This window comes from Laceyella tengchongensis (genome assembly GCF_900182735.1).
GTDB classification, from domain to species: domain Bacteria; phylum Bacillota; class Bacilli; order Thermoactinomycetales; family Thermoactinomycetaceae; genus Laceyella; species Laceyella tengchongensis.
In genome coordinates, this window is record NZ_FXTU01000003.1 from 375,414 (window position 1) to 392,865 (window position 17,452).

Below are 17,452 nucleotides of genomic sequence, written 5' to 3' on the forward strand. Positions count from 1 at the left end.
TGTATAATATAGCGGGATTAAATGATAAACAAAGAGGCGGTTAAGATGAAATTTACGGGGATTGAACATGCTAGGAACATCTTTTTGATTTTTTTGGGAGCTTTCATTTTTTCTGTGGGGATCAATTATTTCGCCATTCCCAGCCAATTGGCCGAGGGGGGATTCACCGGGATTAGCTTGTTGCTGTACTACGCCTTCGGTTGGTCGCCTGGCTTGGTCATTCTGGTCTTAAATATTCCGCTTTTGTTCATCGGGTACCGCGTGCTTGGCAAGCGGACATTCTTTTATACGTTGGTCGGAATCGGCGCCTCATCCTTGATGTTGGAGCTGACCGTACCCATTGTCAAACTGTGGGGCGCACCTCCCAAAGACCTGCTCTTGTGCGCATTGTATACGGGCGTCTTGGTAGGAGCTGGACTGGGTATGATTTTTCGAATCGGCGGCACGACTGGTGGTGTAGACATCATTGCGCGGATCGTGCAAAAATATTTTGGCTGGAGCATCGGCCGGACCATGTTTTTGTTTGACTTTGCCGTCATAGCCAGCTCCGTTTTTTTGATCGGCTTGGATATGGCCATGTACACCTTGGTAACCGTCTTTATCGGCGCACAGGTGGTAGACTTTGTAGTAGAGGGCCTGAACGCTTCTAAAGCGGCCACCATCATCACCAACCATCCGCAAGAGCTCGCCCGTACCATCACGCAAAAAATGAACCGCGGCGTCACCATCTTAAACGGCAAAGGGGGATACACCGGCCACGAAAAAGAAGTCTTATATGTGGTTGTCGGCCCAAATGAACTGCCAAAGTTAAAAGACACGGTGACCCAACACGACCCTTATGCGTTTGTCGTTGTACACGACGCCAAGGATGTGTTGGGTGAAGGGTTCACATACGGAAAGTGACCTCTGGCTGGCAGAACCGTTTACGTTGGCGCTGGATTGGATTCGGCCCGATAACGGAGCCAAGCGACATAAGCTAAAACGGTGACGATCATCAGCGCCAGCCAATAGGTAAGCGAAATCGCTTCTCCTTCCTTCCACCGATGGACTGTCGCCATCACATCTCGCTCGGTGCCATAAAACAGCGGATAAAGCAACTGTTCCAACTGCCCCAGCGCAGCGGCCAATCGGTCCAGCCGCTTTTCCTTACGCATAAAAGCAATCAGGGAATCCATTTTATGCACAGCAAATGGACTCTTCGCCACGATCAGCGCGGGGCGGACGTGTTGCGCCTTTTGATGCAATGCTTCGATCGCTTGGCGGGCGCGTTGCCGGTCTTTGCGCCCAATAGCTTGCTTCGCTGCGACCACTTCCTCTTTCATCGGCAGATAAAAACGTTGCCACAACGGTTGATTGGGATGGGACAACGCATCAAAAGCCAAGTGCATCCGTTCCGCCGCCTGGGAAAGTTCCTTCTGATTCGGTCGAACTTGATTTAAGCCCCATTCTAATTCCATCAACACTTCACTCAAGTTGTGTACTGCTTCTAGCGACAGATTTTCCGCCAGCCAATCTGCTTGGGAAAAACGCCTTGCCAACACCCCTAAATCCTCACGTGCCGCCAGCCATTGTGCCGATTCCACTTCCCGTTCGATTTTCCCCGCCAACTGGGACCATTCTTCCCTTTCCCGCTCCACCCCTTCCGCCTGCGCGACGGCGGGATGGACGGTCAGCCACAGCAGGATCAACGCCAGACCCTTACCCATCCACCGCAAATGCACCTTGATGACACACTCCTCCCGTTCACTAGTCTTTGGTACAAGACTATTCCCTTCAGGCATCGGAATATGTCTGTAACCCGGGAAAAAAGAAAAACCGGGGCAAATTCCCGGTTTCTTGGTAAACGCTTAAGAAGATCGCGGCAGGGGTAAGTCTTGCGGGCGCCATTTGCTCGGCAACATCGCAAAAATCGAAAACAACAACAATGTGGTCACGCTAAGCAAGAGCGTGAACCAGCCCACCACATGGTCAAACGGCTCCAATGACAATGCCAGCCAAGGATGAATATCCACCCCATAGTCCAACCCGTCGTTGAGCAACGTCCATGCGGCGACGATGAGAATCTCCCGCCGGCCATAAGTGTAAAAAGGTGCGTATAGAATGGCTTGCGCGGCCATACCCAAATGGGAAAACACCAACATCCAATGTTGCCACGATAAGGAATCCATCATCGGGCGCACATCCAAGTAAGCCCCCCAGAATATCATTACCACAGCCCAAATGCCGTATTTAAACAAGGTGATAGAAGCAAAAGCCTCTAACAGCGGGCTACGGCGCGAGCACAGGTACAACAGCAACACCAAAGTAAAAAAAGCGCTCGCCGTCGGGCTATCGGGGACAAACAGGGTTAACACCTTGGGCTCAGTCAAAGCCAACTGCTCTTTGTACCAATAAAATCCATAAATGGACCCCAAAAAATTAATGATGAATAATATCCATAAGACGGTGCGTTTTCTGAGCAGGGACAGCACATAATGCATAGCATCAGACACAGACATGGATCCACCCACTTTTTTATTATGCAAAAGCCTGGTCACATAGATGTAACCAGGCTTTGTGCTAAATTATTGTTGTTTTTGCTTCATGAGCCATTCTACAAGAATTCGCTTCTCTTCTTCACTGCCTTGGAACATGCCCGCAGGCATCGCTGTTCCTTTACCTTCATCAATGTACTTGGTGATTTCCTCAGCGGTGTGACGGTTACCTGTACCGATCAGCGTAGGACCGTTTTTCCCTTCCAGGTTGTCACCGTGACATTTGATACATGCGTTTTTCGCGTAAATTTGATATCCTTGTTCGTCTTGGGCTATTACTTTAGTATTTTGTGGTGTTTTACCGATAGCTGATTCCAATTGCAATTCGTGCTCATATTCTGCCGCCCATGTCAGCGCGCAAATCGCGACAAGCGTAACCAACATGATGCCAACTGGCACCGGGCGTTTGATAGGGCGACGTTCTTTCGTACCATCCAGCCATGGAGCGAGCATCAAAGCCATAAACGCAATCCCTGGCAGGATAACAGTACCAATCACTACGAATTTACCAGCAGCCCATTTGTACTTCAACAACTGGTACAAGAACAGGAAGTACCAGTCTGGTACAGGCAAGAAACCGGTGTTCGTCGGATCCGCCAGTTCTCCCAATTCAGGTTCATGGGCCATGACCAGTGTCATAAAACCAACGAGGAAGACGGCTGCAACCATCCACTCTTTCAGAAGGAAGTCGGGAAAGAAAGCTTCCGTTCTACCAGGAAACTCTGAGTAGTCCTTGGGATACATCTTTGGACGGTCTGCACGAACGCGCGAGTCTCCCACATAGTGGACTTGTGTATGGTTTCCGTCTTGATTATGTGCCAAGTGGATCCCTCCTCACGCGTAGACCTTATAGCGGTCCAGAAATGCCCTGACGACGAATGAGAATAAAGTGTACGCCCAACAATGCGAGTAACGCAGCTGGGAGGAAGAACACATGTAACGCGAAGAAACGAGCAAGTGTTTGCGCACCTACAATGTCTCCGCCTTGCAGGAAGATAGCGATGTATGGCCCAATCACTGGTACGGATGCGGCAATCTCGACCCCTACCTTGGTAGCGAAGTATGCTTTGTTGTCCCATGGCAAGAGATATCCTGTAAATCCGAGACCCAGCATAACTGCAAAAATCAACATACCTACAACCCAGTTAAATTCACGCGGGTGCTTATAAGAACCGGTGAAAAAGACACGCAGGGTATGTAGGAACAGCATCACAATAGCGACACTCGCACCCCAATGGTGCATCCCCCGAACGATTGCGCCCATGGCGATTTCGTTCTGCAGGTAGTTTACACTTGCGTGAGCGTTTACAATGTCTGGAACATAATACATCGCCAAGAACATACCGGACAGTATTTGAATAACGACAACAAAAAATGTCAGTCCACCAAAGCAATAAATAAATGCTGAGAAATGGTGGGCAGGGTTAACGTGTTCCGGTACTTCATGGTCGGCGACATCGCGCCAGATCGGCGTAATATCCAGACGCTCGTCCACCCAATCATAGATGGCGCGCAGCATCCGCTACACCTCCGTTTCAAGAGCCATTAAGCTTTCTTTAGTGGTCCGATCAGCAACTTGCCGTTTTCGATCTTGGTTTCATACCGATCCAACGGTTTTGCTGGAGGAGTACCTGGAACATTTGTCCCGTCCTTCGTATATCGTCCAAAGTGGCAAGGACAGAAAAATTCATTTTTGAATTGTGGGTTGGTATTGTAGCTTACGGTACAACCCAAGTGTTTGCACACTGGAGAAAGGGCCAGGATTTCATTGCCCTCCTTCAATACCCATGCCGTCATAGTTTCCCCTTTTGGTGGTTCGTACCAACCATCTTTGCGGTGAATGACGAACTTCACGCTGATGGGGGTATCGGTGATCTCATCTACCTTGAGACCCACATCCAAAAAGTTTCCTGCTTCTCCTTTTTTCAGCATAGGATCCACAGCGAAACGCACCATCGGGAATAGCAGTCCCGAAGCGAGGAAACCGGCTGTCCCACCTAACGTATACGTTAAGAATTGGCGGCGGGAAACTTTCTTACTCACGACTTGTCCGACCTCCTTCTATACGGCTTCAACCGTCCACTCGGACCGGAATCTTTGTTTTGCTAGGACACTGACTATCTTTTACTAGGACATATACATGATAGCGAAAGGTGGGTGATAAAGTCAAGGAACCACTGTGACTTTGAGCGGACAAAATCGGGACGTTTTAATGACAATTTAAGCATGATTTTGCCACGCTTCCAGCACTTTTTGGTAAAGCTGGTCTTTGGCTTGTTCCAAATTGGCCTCGCGCCCCTCCTGTTCGCCCTGTTCAACCGTGTGTGTGATGATGACTAATCCCGTTTTTTCTGCAAACGCTTCCTGCAAATCTTCCAAGATGGCCGCATGAGCCCGGTCCGCAAGCAGAATGAGATAGGTGAAACCAGAGTTGGCCATCTCTTTTATTATTTCATTTATGTAAGGTTTAAACACCTCCGGATTTTGTCCAATGTATGAAATGGCGGGAAGCAACAAAAGCCTGCCCCTTAGTTTTTCCTCCAGATCGTTTGCTAATTCATCTATGAACAAACTTTCATCCACTTGCAACATCTTGCCTGTGAGCCGCACCGGGGAAATAGGTAACAAGAGCGTGTCCACATAAGCCGCCACGCTGCCCCATTGTTCCCGGTCGATTCCTTTTAAGATCATGTCCGTTCCTTCTTTCCAAAGAAAAATGCTCAGCTACATGCTGAGCATTATACAGCAAAACGTATCAGGACTCCAGTATCTTGACCCATTGTTCGCTGAGCCGTAAAAATGTTTCTTCGTCTCTTGCTTGGAGCGCATGGTCAATCCGCTTGTACAGTTCTTTGCGTTGGAATTCTTTTACCGCTTGGTCTAGGATGATCTCCGCGAACAGACTGAGCAAATGGTCTTGCACCAAGTCATGTTTTTCCATGGGGTTTCCCTCCAATATCGCGGCATATTCGGGACATGCGGCTCGGTCTTTAAAGTGAAGCCCAATATAAACCTCTTCGTTCGGATTCGTTCGGATATCATAAAACGCCGTCTCAACATCTGTACCTACGCGTTTGTTTTTAGTGAATCGAAAGGGAATCATTTTACTGCATTTCGCCGAGATGATCATCGTCTTCGGCAGATGACGGACATGATCAACGAAATGCACCCTTGAAAGCAACCGTTCATTGGAAGACAAGAATTCAAGCAACCACGCAGCTTCTTTTTTTTGCAGCTCATAACGATTCAAGAACCAACGGATAAACTCTTTTTTCTCTTGAATAGTAACGCTGCTCTCCATTCTTACCCCTCACTCAGAAATTATTAGAATATTTAGTCTATTGCCGGGTTATGTTACGCAGAAACATCGTGGTTAGTTTCTGGTAACAATATAATTCGACTGATTTCGCCTATTTTCCTGCTCGTCAGCCCAATTTCAAAAATTGATCTTCGATGACTTTTTCCCTAAACGCAGTGATCCCCCGCAACCATTTGGCACCCATCGGAGTCAGTGACAGATAATGCACTTCCCCATCCACCCCTTCTCGCAAAACCCCCAGGTGCACCAGCATGCGCACCACTTTGTCAAACAAGCTTTCTTTCGTCTCATAATAGTATGGGGCCAACCATGGATCAACCGCTTGGAAAACCACTTCCGTCATCATCCATCCAGGATGGCACAAAGAGCTGATCCAGCGAAGGATGATGGGAAGGTGCGGAATGGGTTTGCGGTACAATCGAATGAAAAACTTGACCATTTCTTTGCCTGCTTCTTCTTGTTTGTTTATTTTCCCGCTTTTTTCTACGTTCAAACGCAAATAGCCTTCTCGATCTTCAATAATATAACCTTGATAAAAAGCATAGTCGTACAAGAAGGAAAAACGGTCGGGATACTGATGGTACCTTCTGCCAAAGCCAAACCTGGGCCCCTTTGCAGTAATCGGCTTTTCTTCAATGGCCATCTTTTGTAAAATATACTTCTGCTGTTGTTTGTAGATGGACCCGTCCACTGTCAGCCGAATGTCCTCCTTGCCCAAAATATCGAGAAACAGCCGCAAATCATCCAACATTTGCCCCTGTTCATCCCGATAAAACGACGGCTTCGACATCAGCCGGAAATGGGGTTGCAAATAAGGCTCTAAAAAGATGTCACACATCTGTTTGCCCAAATCAGACGGCAAATGGTAGAGGTATTGCGTCCGATGCGAATACCCAGGAAACAGCCAACCCCGCTTTAAGGCACCGACAACCAATGACCGCGGCTCCCCATCCGTTCCGTCCAGAGCCGCTCTCCCTTTGGCCAGCAACTCCTCAAATGAGTATGCCGGGCTTTGGTCAAACACGAGCAGTTGCAAAAACCGTTGTTCAGCTTGCGACAATGTGCTGATTTGAGAGCTCAACTGGCTTTTCTTGCCGAAATGTTGCAACAATGAGCAGATCAAATCATTTTTGGAATGCTGATTATTCGTTTGACAACCGTAAAACCGGGTCAATTGTCTCAATTGTTCAATATCGGCATAGGTTAACCAATCTGCAATCCTCACCATCTTCCCATCCTCTCGCTTCGTCATCATTCCTATTTTTGACAAAACGAGAGCGAGATAGACTCAAGTGGTCGAAGAAGGCAACTTTTTTTCTTCCCTCTGCGCCTGCCCGAGGTGTCGGGGTTCATCCTCCCTCACATGAAATAAACGCCCGAGGATGAACATTCCTAGTAGCATGCCAAACAATTCAAAGGGGCTGAACATCCGTCCAGGAAGAAACAGCGCCAACATGTCATCCAACAAGCCTTGCCAATCTCGAATGATCTGATCGAGCCACTGGGGAAAAGGCAGGAAAAAAGTCCCGTGCAACAGCCCGAAGGTACCGATCATCTGGGCCGGGGTGAGGGCGTGCGCATGTTTGGCGGCGGAGCCCAATCCCATATAGAGCAGACACGTGCCCACTCCTATGATGATGGCCGTCCATTCCCCCATTTTTTCCGAAAGCAGGGGATTGGGATACCACATGGAAATCATCCAGGGAAAGAAGCCGTTTTTCAAAGCGATTAATATCCCCACCACTAGCAGGATCTCACAACCCAACCGGCTCATGTGCTTGACCATCGGAAACCACCTCACCCCACTTTTATGAAACTAATCCACAAAAAAGAACCGCTCTAAGTGAGAGCGGCTTTGCACAGGACGTACAATATTGGATAGGAGTGGAGAGAAACCATACTGTATATCCAATTATACGACTGGAGCAGGACAAGGTCAATCTTTTTTTGTAATTTTCTGATTGATATTTTCTATAACTGCGCAATCAGACCCGCAAAACCAGGGAAAGAAACATCCATTGCTTCCGTCCCTTCCACCACCACATCTCCAGACGCAGCAAACCCCGCAATCGCCATGGCCATGCCGATGCGATGGTCCCCGTGGCTGTGGCAATGTCCGCCGCTGAGCTGCGTTCCCCCTTCAATGATCAATCCATCTTCCGTCTCTTCTACGGACGCCCCCAGTTTTCTCAATTCCTTCGCGGTGGTTGCGATCCGGTTGGTCTCTTTGACTTTTAGCTCTTGCGCATCCTTAATCACCGTCGTGCCGTGGGCCTGCGTCGCAACCACTGCCAAAATGGGGATTTCATCAATCAAGCGCGGAATCAATGCTCCCCCGATCTCCACTCCATGCAGGTCATTACATGAGACCGTCACATTGCCGACCGGCTCATTGCACCAATGAGCGGTGATCTCTGTCCGCACCTCGGCACCCATCATCCGAAAAGCATCCAATATACCTGTTCGCGTTGGATTGAGTCCGACATGTTCCACTGTGACTTGGCTACCGGGTACCATCAATGCCGCTGCCAGGATGAAAGCGGCCGACGAAATATCACCAGGCACCCGCACCTTGGTTCCGGTCAGCGTTTGACCACCTTTGATCCTCACTTCCGTCCCGTTCGCCTCTAGTTCCACTCCAAACCCAGGCAACATGCGTTCCGTATGATCCCGTGATTGAGCTGGTTCACGCACAACCGTGTCCCCTTCGGCATTTAACCCCGCCAATAGCAAACAAGATTTCACCTGCGCGCTAGCCACGGGACTTTCATAAGTGATCCCCTGCAATGCGCCTCCCCTCACACCGATGGGGGTGAACCGGCCGTCTTCCCGGCCGTCGATGCGCGCGCCCATCTTTCTTAACGGATCCACAACCCGCTTCATGGGTCGCCTTGCGATGGACTCGTCACCGATCAGCGTGGAATAGATCGGCACTCCAGACAGGAGGCCCAACATCAATCGGATTGTCGTACCGGAGTTGCCCACATCTAGTGGGGACGCCGCTTCTTTCAACCCTTCAAAACCGCGCCCGCGTACACGGACCGCCGTTTCGGACAAGCGTTCAATCTCCACCCCCATCTGCTGAAAACAGCGAATGGTGCTCAAGCAATCCGCTCCGGGCAAAAAACCTTCAATCTCTGTCGTTCCGTTGGCCACCGCGCCAAACATGATGGAGCGGTGGGATATCGACTTGTCTCCCGGCACGGTGACAGTAGCGCGAAATGGTTTGCGCTGTGATGTGCGAATCATGGATGATACCTCCCTTTGTTTATCTGTCAACTCTGTTTTTTTGTGTTGCGGCGCGTCTCATGATGTCAACGGCGCACATCTAGGCTCGGTTAAAACATGCAGCCGGTTGCGCCTTTTACCGCTATCACGTTCTGTCAGCGTACACGGCGTATCCAGCCTCTTTAAGGCAAGCCACGGCCCGCTTGAAATCATGCTCTTTTTTATAAGTCAATTTCAACACGCCGGGCAACTCTTCGCGATTGTTCAACACTTCGATGTTGCTGATATTGACGCTCTGCTCACTTAGGATCGCGGTGACGCGTGCAATCTCCCCGGGCACGTCCGGAATGTCGAGCCAACATTCATACACAGGCGCAAGCAAGCCCTTTTTACGGTCAGGCAATTGCGCGCGCAACCGCCTCGATCTCGCGAAAAAAGCTTCAATCCGGTCCCCATCCCCCTCGTGGATGGCGTCGCGCATATTGTTTATCTGCAACACCCAATCATCGAGCAGGTTGATCAACTCTTCCCGGTTTGAGAGCAGGATGTCCCGCCACATGACTGGATGGCTGGCGCCGATCCGCGTCAAACTACGGAATCCGCCCGCCGCCAGCCGATGAAACCACTCGTTTTGCTCATTGTAATCGCCGACCATGTTGACAAGCCCCGCAGCGATGATGTGCGGCAAATGACTGATGGCTCCCACCACTCGGTCATGGTGAACCGGATCCATGATCACCAATTCCGCTTTGGTCGCCAAATGCAAGAGGCGACTCAGCTTTTGCACAGCCAGCAAAGACGTATCGGGATCCGGGGTCAACACATAATAGGCGTTTTCAAACAGAAGGGAATGAGCTGCTTTCATGCCCGAGCGATGCGAGCCGGCCATCGGATGCCCACCGATGAAGATGACGTCTTGCTGCTTTAGTTTTTGGGCGTGTGCGACGATTTCCGATTTGGTGCTTCCCACGTCGGTGACAATGCAAGCGGCTTTCAACGGTAAGCTGGTCAACCGGTTGATCGTCTCTTTGATCGCTCCAACCGGCAACGCGATAATAATGATATCCACATCGCAAACCGCTTCTGCCAAATCGGTTGTCGCTTCATCGACCGCCCCTAACGTCGCCGCTAAGGCCAAGTCCTCGTCAGAACGGTCATAACCGACCACCACGGCATCTGTTCGTTCCTTCAGTCCCAGCGCAATCGATCCGCCTATCAATCCGGTTCCCAATACGGCTATGCGATCTGGCATGCTGTGTCACTTCCCTCTCTTCTGTAAAAATGCGTGCAACTCTTCTAAGAAACGTTCATTCTGTTCTTTTTTCCCGACCGTTACGCGGATGTGTTCGGGGAAGCCCAAGTGCACTCCAGAGCGGACGATCACACCGCGGTGCAACAAATGCTGAAACACTTCGTCAGCGGGGTGCCCCGTATCGACCAAGATGAAGTTGCCGTGGGCCGGGAAATAAGAAAGGCCCCACTCATCAAACTTCTCAGTCATTTGTTTGATACCCATCCGGTTTTGGTTGCGGCAGTACAAGACAAATGCCTCATCCTCCACAGCCGCCGCCGCGGCTTTTTGCGCCAAGCGATTCACGTTGAACGGCTCACGCACCCGTTCGAGTTCAGCGATGACATCGGGATGGGCGATTCCATAACCGACCCGGAAGGCGGCAAGCCCGTATATTTTGGAAAACGTGCGCAAAATGATGATTTGCGGATTGTAATCCAACAGCGAAATAGAGTCGGGATAAGTCGAATCCGTCACATATTCATAGTAGGCTTCATCCAAGACCACCAACACATGCGGCGGAATCCGATCCAGAAAATCGCTCAGCGCATCCTGGCTGACAATCGTGCCTGTCGGATTGTTAGGATTGCAGATCCAGACGAGCCGCGTCTTCTCGGTAATCGCCGCGAGCATGCCCTCCAAATCGTGCACACCTTCTCGTAGCGGCACAACGACGGGAACCCCTCCTTCGATGCGTGTCACCGTGTCATAACGGGGAAAGGTGAAATCAGCCATCACCGACTCATCCCCCGGTTCAAGATACGTCCGGGCAAGCATTTGCACGATTTCATCAGAGCCGTTGCCAAAAATCAAGCGGCGCGGATCCACTTCCAAATGCTCCGCCAGCTTCTCCCGCAGTTCCGGAGCGGCTCCTTCGGGATAATATTGAAATTCCCCTTTGATTTCCTCCAAGGCTTTCCACACCCGCGGAGAGCATCCAAACGGATTTTCGTTGGAAGCGAGCTTGATCACATCTTCCAGCCCCAACTCCCGCTTGACCTCTTCTAGCGACTTGCCAGGCTTGTACAAGGGAAGGCCCCTCACCGATGCTTTTGGTTGCATAACTATGCTCCTCTCATCCCTTTTCCACTTATCTTACTCTGATTTTAACTGTCTGACAAATCGTGTGAGGGAGGCCAGCGCATGGTCGATTCGGTTCGGATCAAGCAAATCGGAACGGCATTCCTCTATTTTCCCCACCAGCGCGCTCCCCACCACGACGGCGTCAGCATGACGGCGAAAACGCCGCACATGCGCTCCGGTGGAGATACCAAACCCCACCGCCGTTGGTACGGGGCTCGCCGCTCGCACCGTATCCAAAAACGCTTCTACATCGTCGGCGAAATACTGCCTCATGCCGGTTGTACCCAAGGAAGACACGCAATACACAAAGCCCTTCGCATCAGCCACAATCTGCTTGATCCGCTCTTTTGACGTCGGTGTTACCAGCGGAATGATGGGGAAAGCGCATCGATTGCCAATCCGCCTGAGCGGTACGCTTTCTTCATGGGGCAGATCAGGCACGATCAATCCTGCGAATCCGCTTGCTTTCGCATCTTCCACCAATGCCTCCAACCCATAGTGCAACACGGGATTAAAGTAAGTGAACAGGATCAGGGGAGTGTGAAAGCCTTCTGCATGCAACTCTTCGCCCAATCGTAACACGTCTTGGAGCGTGACGCCGTTTTCAAGCGCTCGTTCGGACGCTGCTTGGATCACCGGCCCATCCGCCATCGGATCGGAAAACGGAACGCCCAGCTCGATCGCCGCCGCCCCTTCTTCCTGCAACAAACGAAGAATTCGCTTGGTCACCTCCAATGAAGGATCTCCCGCCATGATAAAAGGAATGAAATATTGCTCTGCTTGCCGCAATCTCACATCCAACGCCGTCATCCTTGCTCCACCTCCATCGCTTGGCGTATGGTTTCCACATCTTTATCGCCGCGTCCGGACAGGCATATCAACACAATTTCCCCTTTGCGCCGCATGTTGGCCAACTTGACCCCTTCCGAGATGGCATGGGCCGATTCCAGCGCCGGCAAAATCCCTTCCGTCCGACAGAGAAGCCGCACCGCTTCAATCGCTTCCGCGTCTGTCGCCGACGTATAACGCACCCGGCCACTGTTTTTCAGAAATGCATGCTCTGGCCCCACACCAGGGTAATCCAATCCGGCGGAAATGGAGTGAGCAGGCAAGATGCGCCCCGCTTCATCCTGCAAAAAATAACTGTACATGCCATGTAGCACTCCCGGTCGGCCTTTAGTCAGAGATGCCGCATGGTGATCAGTTCCAATGCCTTGACCGGCAGCCTCCACGCCATGTAATTTCACCTTCCACTCATCCAAGAAAGCGGCGAACATGCCAATCGCATTGCTACCGCCGCCCACGCACGCCACTACATCTTCCGGCAACTTTCCTTCCCGCTCTAACATTTGTTGCCTAGCCTCATCACCGATGACGCGCTGGAAGAACTTCACCATCGCCGGATAGGGGTGAGGCCCCACAGCAGAACCCAATAAGTAAAAGGTGCTGTCCACCTCCGCCACCCAACGGCGCAACGCTTCATTGGTGGCATCTTTGAGGGTGCGTGTGCCGGACGTGACTGGAATCACTTTCGCTCCCAACAGCTCCATGCGAAACACGTTCAGCTGTTGACGACGGACATCCTCCTCACCCATATACACTTCACACGCCAGTCCCAGCAGGGCGGCGGCAGTCGCTGTTGCCACGCCATGTTGGCCCGCGCCGGTTTCGGCGATCACTTTTCGTTTTCCCATCCGCTTGGCCAGCAAAGCTTGCCCTAAGGCATTATTGATTTTGTGAGCTCCCGTGTGGTTCAAATCTTCCCGTTTCAAGTAGATTTTGGCTCCGCCGATCTCCTCCGTCAGGCGAGAGGCGAACGTCAAGGCAGTTGGCCGCCCTGAATAATGTCGCAACAAGTTCTTGTATTCCATAATAAATCCCTCGTCACGCACCGCTTCTGCAAATCCTTGCTCAAGTTCCGCTAAGGCCATCATCGTTGTCTCCGGCACAAATCGCCCCCCGAACTCACCGTATCTCCAAGACGCCCTCCGTTCCTCCGCCGCGCTCTTCCTCATCACCACTCGCCATCACCCTTTCCACAAATCGGTTTATCAACAGGCCGTCTTTGCGGCCATCCGTCTCAATGCCGCTGGACACATCCACCCCATCTGGGCCGTATCTCCTGATCAAGGCACCTACATTGTCAGGATGTAATCCCCCAGCCACCCACACAGGGAGACCATACGCTTTTGCCGCTTTCTGCCACTGGGGAATTCCTGTCCAATTGAATGATTTTCCAGAGCCCCCTTGGGCCGAGTCTAGCAGGATGCAGTCAATCCATGGCGCATATTCCGACAGTCCTGCTTCTGATACCGGTCGCGCTGAGGCGTCAAACACCTTGCAGAGACTGACCCCTACCATCTTTTTCAATGTTTCGCAATAAGCAGGAGACTCGGTTCCATGCAACTGCAACACATCAAACGAATAACGGGTTTGCCATGCTACGGCATCTACCAGAGAGGCATCTTTTAACACAGCCACCTTTTTTATGCCTGCCGGCACGGCTGACAGCATTTCCGGCAAATGGTCGAGGGAAACCGTCCGCCGCCGGCCGGGGACCATGACGAATCCGATCGACTCGATAGGGAGCCTGGTTGCCATACGCACGTCTTCCACCGTTTGAAACCCGCACAACTTGATTCCCGTCATGCCGACCCCGCCCGCTTCAACCCTGAGAGCGCTCGCCCTGGATCGGCTTGACGCATCAGGTATTCACCCACCAAAATTCCTTTAACGCCCGCTTCGCGCATCCGTTTGGCATCTTTTGGCGCATGGATGCCGCTTTCGCCGATGACGGGAAGGTGGGTCGGCAAGAGCGGCCGCAATCGCTCTGTCACGGCCAAGTCCGTCTCAAAGGTCTCTAGATTGCGGTTATTGATGCCGATCACATCCGCTTGGCAAGCGAGTGCATCATCGATCTCCCGTTCATCGTGGATTTCTACCAACACTTCCATACCCAAGCGGTGAGCTGTATCACTAAGTAGCTGTAGCCGCTTCCTGTCAAGCGCGGCCACGATCAACAAGATGGCGTCGGCGCCGATCAACTTACTCTCCAAGACTTGGAGCGGATCAATGATAAAATCTTTGCGCAAGACAGGCAATGCAACTCGTTCTTTCACTTTCACCAAGTTGGCGGTAGAGCCTTTGAAAAAAACGGCGTCCGTCAACACGGAAATAGCGTTGGCTCCGCCTTCCTCATAAGCGGTGGCGATCGGAACCGGGTCCACCCGTTTACGAATAATTCCTTTGGACGGAGATGCCGGTTTGATCTCGGCGATCACCCCCAATTCCTTTTCGGCACACAAACGTTCCGCCAAAGAAACCCCCTTCGGCATTCGCTCCGCCCGTTCCCAACTCTCTTCCGTATAGCTCTGGGTCAACTGTGTCACTTCCAACCGCTTTTGGGTGAGAATCTTCTCAAGAAACATGGGCGACCTCCTTTGACAAGCGAATCACTTCTGCCAGCTTGCGGCAAGCTGCCCCAGAACGAATGATCCACAGCGCTTCTTTGACTCCCTCAGACAGTGTGGGGGCTTTGCCTGCCAAGTATAAGGCTGCTCCCGCGTTCAAGGCCACGATGTCGCGCGGCCCGCCTGTAATCCGCCCGTCAAAAATGCCTCGTATCAACGTCGCATTCTCGTCCGGCGTGCCCCCGCTTAAAGTTTCGCGCGCCACTCGCTCCAAGCCTAATGCTTCTGGTGAAACCTCATAAGTCGTCACGCGCCCATCCTTTAATTCGCTCACTTTCGTTTCCGCCGCATTGGTCAGTTCATCCATGCCATCCAATCCAGCCACAACCATGGCGCGCTTGATACCCAACCGTTGCAACACATAAGCGACTGGCTCCGTCAAATCCGCATCATACACGCCAACCAACTGCACCTTCACACTAGCCGGATTGCACAAAGGGCCTAAGAGATTAAAAAACGTACGAAATCCCAATTGCTTGCGAGTTGGCATCACATGTTTCATCGCCGGATGATACAATTGTGCGAACAAAAATGACAAGCCCGTCTGTTCTAGCAGTCGGTTGGCTTCCTCCGGTGCGAGTCGGATCTGCACCCCCAACGCTTCCAGTACATCGGCGCTCCCGCTCTGACTCGAGGCGGCTCGGTTTCCGTGTTTTACTACCGGAACCCCGCCTGCGGCCACGACAAAGGCCGCGGCCGTTGAAATATTGAAAGCCTTTCTGCCAGAGCCTCCTGTGCCGCAGGTATCCACCGCATCAGCAAACCGCAACGGCAGGGGCACCGCCAGGGAACGCATTGCTTGCGCAAATCCAAGAAGTTCGTCCTCCGTTTCTCCTTTCATCCGCAACGAGGTGAGCAAGCTGGCGATTTGAACCGGCGTTGCGTTTCCCTCCATCATACATTCCATCGCCTGTCTCGCTTCTGCCGCTGTCAAATGCTCCCCTGCAACGACTTTTTTCACCAAGTTCGCGATCATCTCAACCCCTCCATGGATTCGCTCTGTTTAGCCATGGCCAATGCCGTCAACATTCCCTTGGCTTTGTGCGATGTTTCCAAGTATTCGCCGACCGGGTTTGAATCGGCCACAATGCCCGCACCCGCTTGCACAGTGGCGCACTGATCCTGAAAATGAATGGTGCGGATAGCGATACACGAATCAAGATTGCCTGTGAAGCTCAAGTACAAAATCGCTCCGCCATAGATGCCGCGCGGTTCGGGCTCAAACTGGCGAATCAGCTCCATGGCCCTGATTTTGGGCGCCCCAGACAACGTTCCTGCGGGGAAGCAGGCTTGAAAAGCTTCCAGTGCGTGCACTCCTTCTTTCAGAGTCGCCTCCAGATGAGAAACCAGATGCATAACATGGGAATATTTCTCGATGACCATCCGCTCCCGGACGCGCACAGCACCATATTCCGCCACACGCCCCAAATCATTGCGACCCAAATCAAGCAACATTACATGTTCGGCGATTTCTTTTTCATCGTTGAGCAACTCGTCCATTAGCTCCTGATCCTCACGTTCGTGCCGGCCACGTGGACGTGTTCCAGCGATAGGGCAGATTTCCGCCAGTCGGTCGGTCACACGGATGATGCGTTCAGGGGAAGTCCCTACCACCTGTTCCTCCCCCAGCCGCAGATAGTACATATAGGGAGAGGGGTTGAGCACCCGCAGAATGCGGTAGACGCGGAACGGATCTGGCGCGTGGGGCTGGGTGAATTTTCGGGACAGCACCACTTGGAAAATGTCTCCCTCCCGGATGTACTCTTGTGCTTGCCTCACCAGCTCCATGTATTCTTCCTTGCCGATATTGGCATATTCTTCGCTAGATTGGGAATCAGGCGATAGGACATGCTTAAAAGATAACTCCCCGCCCGCATGCCCTTGCAACGTCTCTACACACCAAGTTTCCAACTCCTCGACCGCCCGCCGGTAACGCTCCGACAGCGGAACCTCTTCTAGCGCGCCGTCAGTCAGTGCCAGATGTTGCACAAAAGTGACGGTCTGCTTCAGGTGATCAAAAATGATCAACCGATCCGCAACCATAAGATGAAAATCATAATGTTGCGTCTCTGCGGTTGGATGAGTGATCGGGCGAGTTGGTTCAATAAACCGAACCGCTTCATATCCGACATAACCCACCGCGCCGCCGAGAAAAGGGGGAAGATGGGCATATTTCGGAGCTTGGAATTGACTGAACCACTCCTTTAAAAACTGCATCGGATGCGTGATGTCCAGGGTGCGGCGCCCTTGCTCATCTTCTATCGCTACTCGATTACCTTTACATTTCAACACACACATCGGCTCGGCCCCAATCATGGAGTAACGCGCCCACCGTTCGCCGCCTTCCACACTTTCCAATAGAAAAGCGTAAGGGTCATCTTTCACCCGTTCAAACAACCGGATCGGTGTTTCCGTATCAGCTACCACGGTCTTGCATATGGGAATAAAAGAATAAGAAGAAGAAAAAGATTGGCATTCTTCATACGTGGGGTAAATCATGGATGGCTCCCTCCTTCTCGATGATGAG

Annotated in this window: 19 protein-coding genes; 1 reads left to right on the forward strand and 18 read right to left on the reverse strand. The window is 51.7% G+C overall.

Translation table 11 applies throughout. The features are described from left to right. Positions 1–45 precede the first annotated feature (45 nt). The gene (locus QQZ12_RS08820; protein WP_106342440.1) at positions 46–903 is read left to right on the forward strand and encodes a YitT family protein; all 858 of its coding nucleotides are present in this window, start codon (positions 46–48) and stop codon (positions 901–903) included. A gap of 20 nt (positions 904–923) precedes the next feature. Here the strand turns inward: QQZ12_RS08820 and QQZ12_RS08825 are convergent, their stop codons facing one another. The 18 genes from QQZ12_RS08825 to trpE all read right to left on the reverse strand — a co-directional run bounded on the left by QQZ12_RS08825 (position 924) and on the right by trpE (position 17,424). After that, on the reverse strand, positions 924–1,721 hold the full coding sequence (locus QQZ12_RS08825) for a sporulation protein YpjB (protein WP_284724284.1): 798 nt from the start codon (positions 1,719–1,721) through the stop codon (positions 924–926). A gap of 126 nt (positions 1,722–1,847) precedes the next feature. Beyond that, positions 1,848–2,498: a DUF1405 domain-containing protein gene (locus QQZ12_RS08830; RefSeq protein WP_223248071.1), complete on the reverse strand. Its 651-nt coding sequence runs from the start codon at positions 2,496–2,498 to the stop codon at positions 1,848–1,850. A gap of 66 nt (positions 2,499–2,564) precedes the next feature. Beyond that, on the reverse strand, positions 2,565–3,356 hold the full coding sequence (locus tag QQZ12_RS08835) for a menaquinol-cytochrome c reductase cytochrome b/c subunit (RefSeq protein WP_022738495.1): 792 nt from the start codon (positions 3,354–3,356) through the stop codon (positions 2,565–2,567). Between the two features lie 25 nt (positions 3,357–3,381). Further along, a complete protein-coding gene (qcrB, locus tag QQZ12_RS08840) occupies positions 3,382–4,053 on the reverse strand; it encodes a menaquinol-cytochrome c reductase cytochrome b subunit (protein WP_022738493.1) in 672 nt (223 codons plus the stop codon). A 26-nt stretch (positions 4,054–4,079) separates the two neighbouring features. Further along, a complete protein-coding gene (locus tag QQZ12_RS08845; RefSeq protein ID WP_022738492.1) occupies positions 4,080–4,577 on the reverse strand; it encodes a Rieske (2Fe-2S) protein in 498 nt (165 codons plus the stop codon). A gap of 177 nt (positions 4,578–4,754) precedes the next feature. Continuing rightward, positions 4,755–5,225: a DUF2487 family protein gene (locus QQZ12_RS08850; RefSeq protein WP_102992292.1), complete on the reverse strand. Its 471-nt coding sequence runs from the start codon at positions 5,223–5,225 to the stop codon at positions 4,755–4,757. A gap of 64 nt (positions 5,226–5,289) precedes the next feature. Beyond that, positions 5,290–5,835 carry a ReoY family proteolytic degradation factor gene (locus QQZ12_RS08855; protein WP_022738489.1) on the reverse strand — a complete coding sequence of 182 codons (546 nt, stop codon included), beginning with the start codon at positions 5,833–5,835 and terminating at the stop codon, positions 5,290–5,292. A 124-nt stretch (positions 5,836–5,959) separates the two neighbouring features. Beyond that, positions 5,960–7,081 (reverse strand): hypothetical protein, encoded by a 1,122-nt coding sequence (locus QQZ12_RS08860; protein ID WP_102992291.1) that lies wholly within the window; start codon positions 7,079–7,081, stop codon positions 5,960–5,962. Between the two features lie 60 nt (positions 7,082–7,141). Continuing rightward, positions 7,142–7,639, reverse strand: coding sequence for a hypothetical protein (locus tag QQZ12_RS08865; RefSeq protein ID WP_102992290.1), 498 nt, complete (start codon positions 7,637–7,639; stop codon positions 7,142–7,144). A 185-nt stretch (positions 7,640–7,824) separates the two neighbouring features. Next, a complete protein-coding gene (aroA, locus tag QQZ12_RS08870) occupies positions 7,825–9,102 on the reverse strand; it encodes a 3-phosphoshikimate 1-carboxyvinyltransferase (protein WP_284724285.1) in 1,278 nt (425 codons plus the stop codon). A 124-nt stretch (positions 9,103–9,226) separates the two neighbouring features. Then, positions 9,227–10,333: a prephenate dehydrogenase gene (locus QQZ12_RS08875; protein WP_102992288.1), complete on the reverse strand. Its 1,107-nt coding sequence runs from the start codon at positions 10,331–10,333 to the stop codon at positions 9,227–9,229. Between the two features lie 6 nt (positions 10,334–10,339). Continuing rightward, positions 10,340–11,434: a histidinol-phosphate transaminase gene (gene hisC / locus QQZ12_RS08880; protein ID WP_102992287.1), complete on the reverse strand. Its 1,095-nt coding sequence runs from the start codon at positions 11,432–11,434 to the stop codon at positions 10,340–10,342. 33 nt (positions 11,435–11,467) lie between these two features. Further along, positions 11,468–12,265 carry a tryptophan synthase subunit alpha gene (trpA, locus tag QQZ12_RS08885; protein WP_102992286.1) on the reverse strand — a complete coding sequence of 266 codons (798 nt, stop codon included), beginning with the start codon at positions 12,263–12,265 and terminating at the stop codon, positions 11,468–11,470. Continuing rightward, entirely contained in the window at positions 12,262–13,470 is a 1,209-nt protein-coding gene (gene trpB, locus QQZ12_RS08890; RefSeq protein WP_102993814.1) for a tryptophan synthase subunit beta, read from the reverse strand. The genes trpA and trpB overlap by 4 nt, the downstream gene beginning before the upstream one ends. Next, positions 13,421–14,104, reverse strand: a complete 684-nt coding sequence (locus QQZ12_RS08895) for a phosphoribosylanthranilate isomerase (protein WP_102992285.1) — start codon at positions 14,102–14,104, stop codon at positions 13,421–13,423. The genes trpB and QQZ12_RS08895 overlap by 50 nt, the downstream gene beginning before the upstream one ends. Further along, complete coding sequence (gene trpC / locus QQZ12_RS08900; protein WP_102992284.1) at positions 14,101–14,883, reverse strand: indole-3-glycerol phosphate synthase TrpC; 783 nt, start codon at positions 14,881–14,883, stop codon at positions 14,101–14,103. The genes QQZ12_RS08895 and trpC overlap by 4 nt, the downstream gene beginning before the upstream one ends. After that, entirely contained in the window at positions 14,873–15,901 is a 1,029-nt protein-coding gene (gene trpD / locus QQZ12_RS08905) for an anthranilate phosphoribosyltransferase (RefSeq protein WP_284724286.1), read from the reverse strand. Before trpD ends, trpC begins: the two co-directional genes overlap by 11 nt. Next, entirely contained in the window at positions 15,898–17,424 is a 1,527-nt protein-coding gene (gene trpE, locus QQZ12_RS08910) for an anthranilate synthase component I (protein WP_194830557.1), read from the reverse strand. Before trpE ends, trpD begins: the two co-directional genes overlap by 4 nt. Positions 17,425–17,452 lie beyond the last annotated feature (28 nt).

Excerpts from the sequence above, each read along its gene's own strand:
- QQZ12_RS08850 (WP_102992292.1), bottom strand. The coding sequence starts at position 5,225 with ATGATCTTAAAAGGAATCGACCGGGAACAATGGGGCAGCGTGGCGGCT.
- QQZ12_RS08830 (WP_223248071.1), bottom strand. The coding sequence starts at position 2,498 with ATGTCTGTGTCTGATGCTATGCATTATGTGCTGTCCCTGCTCAGAAAA.
- QQZ12_RS08895 (WP_102992285.1), bottom strand. The coding sequence starts at position 14,104 with ATGACGGGAATCAAGTTGTGCGGGTTTCAAACGGTGGAAGACGTGCGT.
- trpB (WP_102993814.1), bottom strand. The coding sequence starts at position 13,470 with ATGAGGAAGAGCGCGGCGGAGGAACGGAGGGCGTCTTGGAGATACGGT.
- qcrB (WP_022738493.1), bottom strand. The coding sequence starts at position 4,053 with ATGCTGCGCGCCATCTATGATTGGGTGGACGAGCGTCTGGATATTACG.
- trpE (WP_194830557.1), bottom strand. The coding sequence starts at position 17,424 with ATGATTTACCCCACGTATGAAGAATGCCAATCTTTTTCTTCTTCTTAT.
- QQZ12_RS08855 (WP_022738489.1), bottom strand. The coding sequence starts at position 5,835 with ATGGAGAGCAGCGTTACTATTCAAGAGAAAAAAGAGTTTATCCGTTGG.
- trpA (WP_102992286.1), bottom strand. The coding sequence starts at position 12,265 with ATGACGGCGTTGGATGTGAGATTGCGGCAAGCAGAGCAATATTTCATT.
- QQZ12_RS08865 (WP_102992290.1), bottom strand. The coding sequence starts at position 7,639 with ATGGTCAAGCACATGAGCCGGTTGGGTTGTGAGATCCTGCTAGTGGTG.
- QQZ12_RS08860 (WP_102992291.1), bottom strand. The coding sequence starts at position 7,081 with ATGGTGAGGATTGCAGATTGGTTAACCTATGCCGATATTGAACAATTG.
- trpD (WP_284724286.1), bottom strand. The coding sequence starts at position 15,901 with ATGATCGCGAACTTGGTGAAAAAAGTCGTTGCAGGGGAGCATTTGACA.
- trpC (WP_102992284.1), bottom strand. The coding sequence starts at position 14,883 with ATGTTTCTTGAGAAGATTCTCACCCAAAAGCGGTTGGAAGTGACACAG.
- QQZ12_RS08875 (WP_102992288.1), bottom strand. The coding sequence starts at position 10,333 with ATGCCAGATCGCATAGCCGTATTGGGAACCGGATTGATAGGCGGATCG.
- QQZ12_RS08820 (WP_106342440.1), top strand. The coding sequence starts at position 46 with ATGAAATTTACGGGGATTGAACATGCTAGGAACATCTTTTTGATTTTT.
- aroA (WP_284724285.1), bottom strand. The coding sequence starts at position 9,102 with ATGATTCGCACATCACAGCGCAAACCATTTCGCGCTACTGTCACCGTG.
- hisC (WP_102992287.1), bottom strand. The coding sequence starts at position 11,434 with ATGCAACCAAAAGCATCGGTGAGGGGCCTTCCCTTGTACAAGCCTGGC.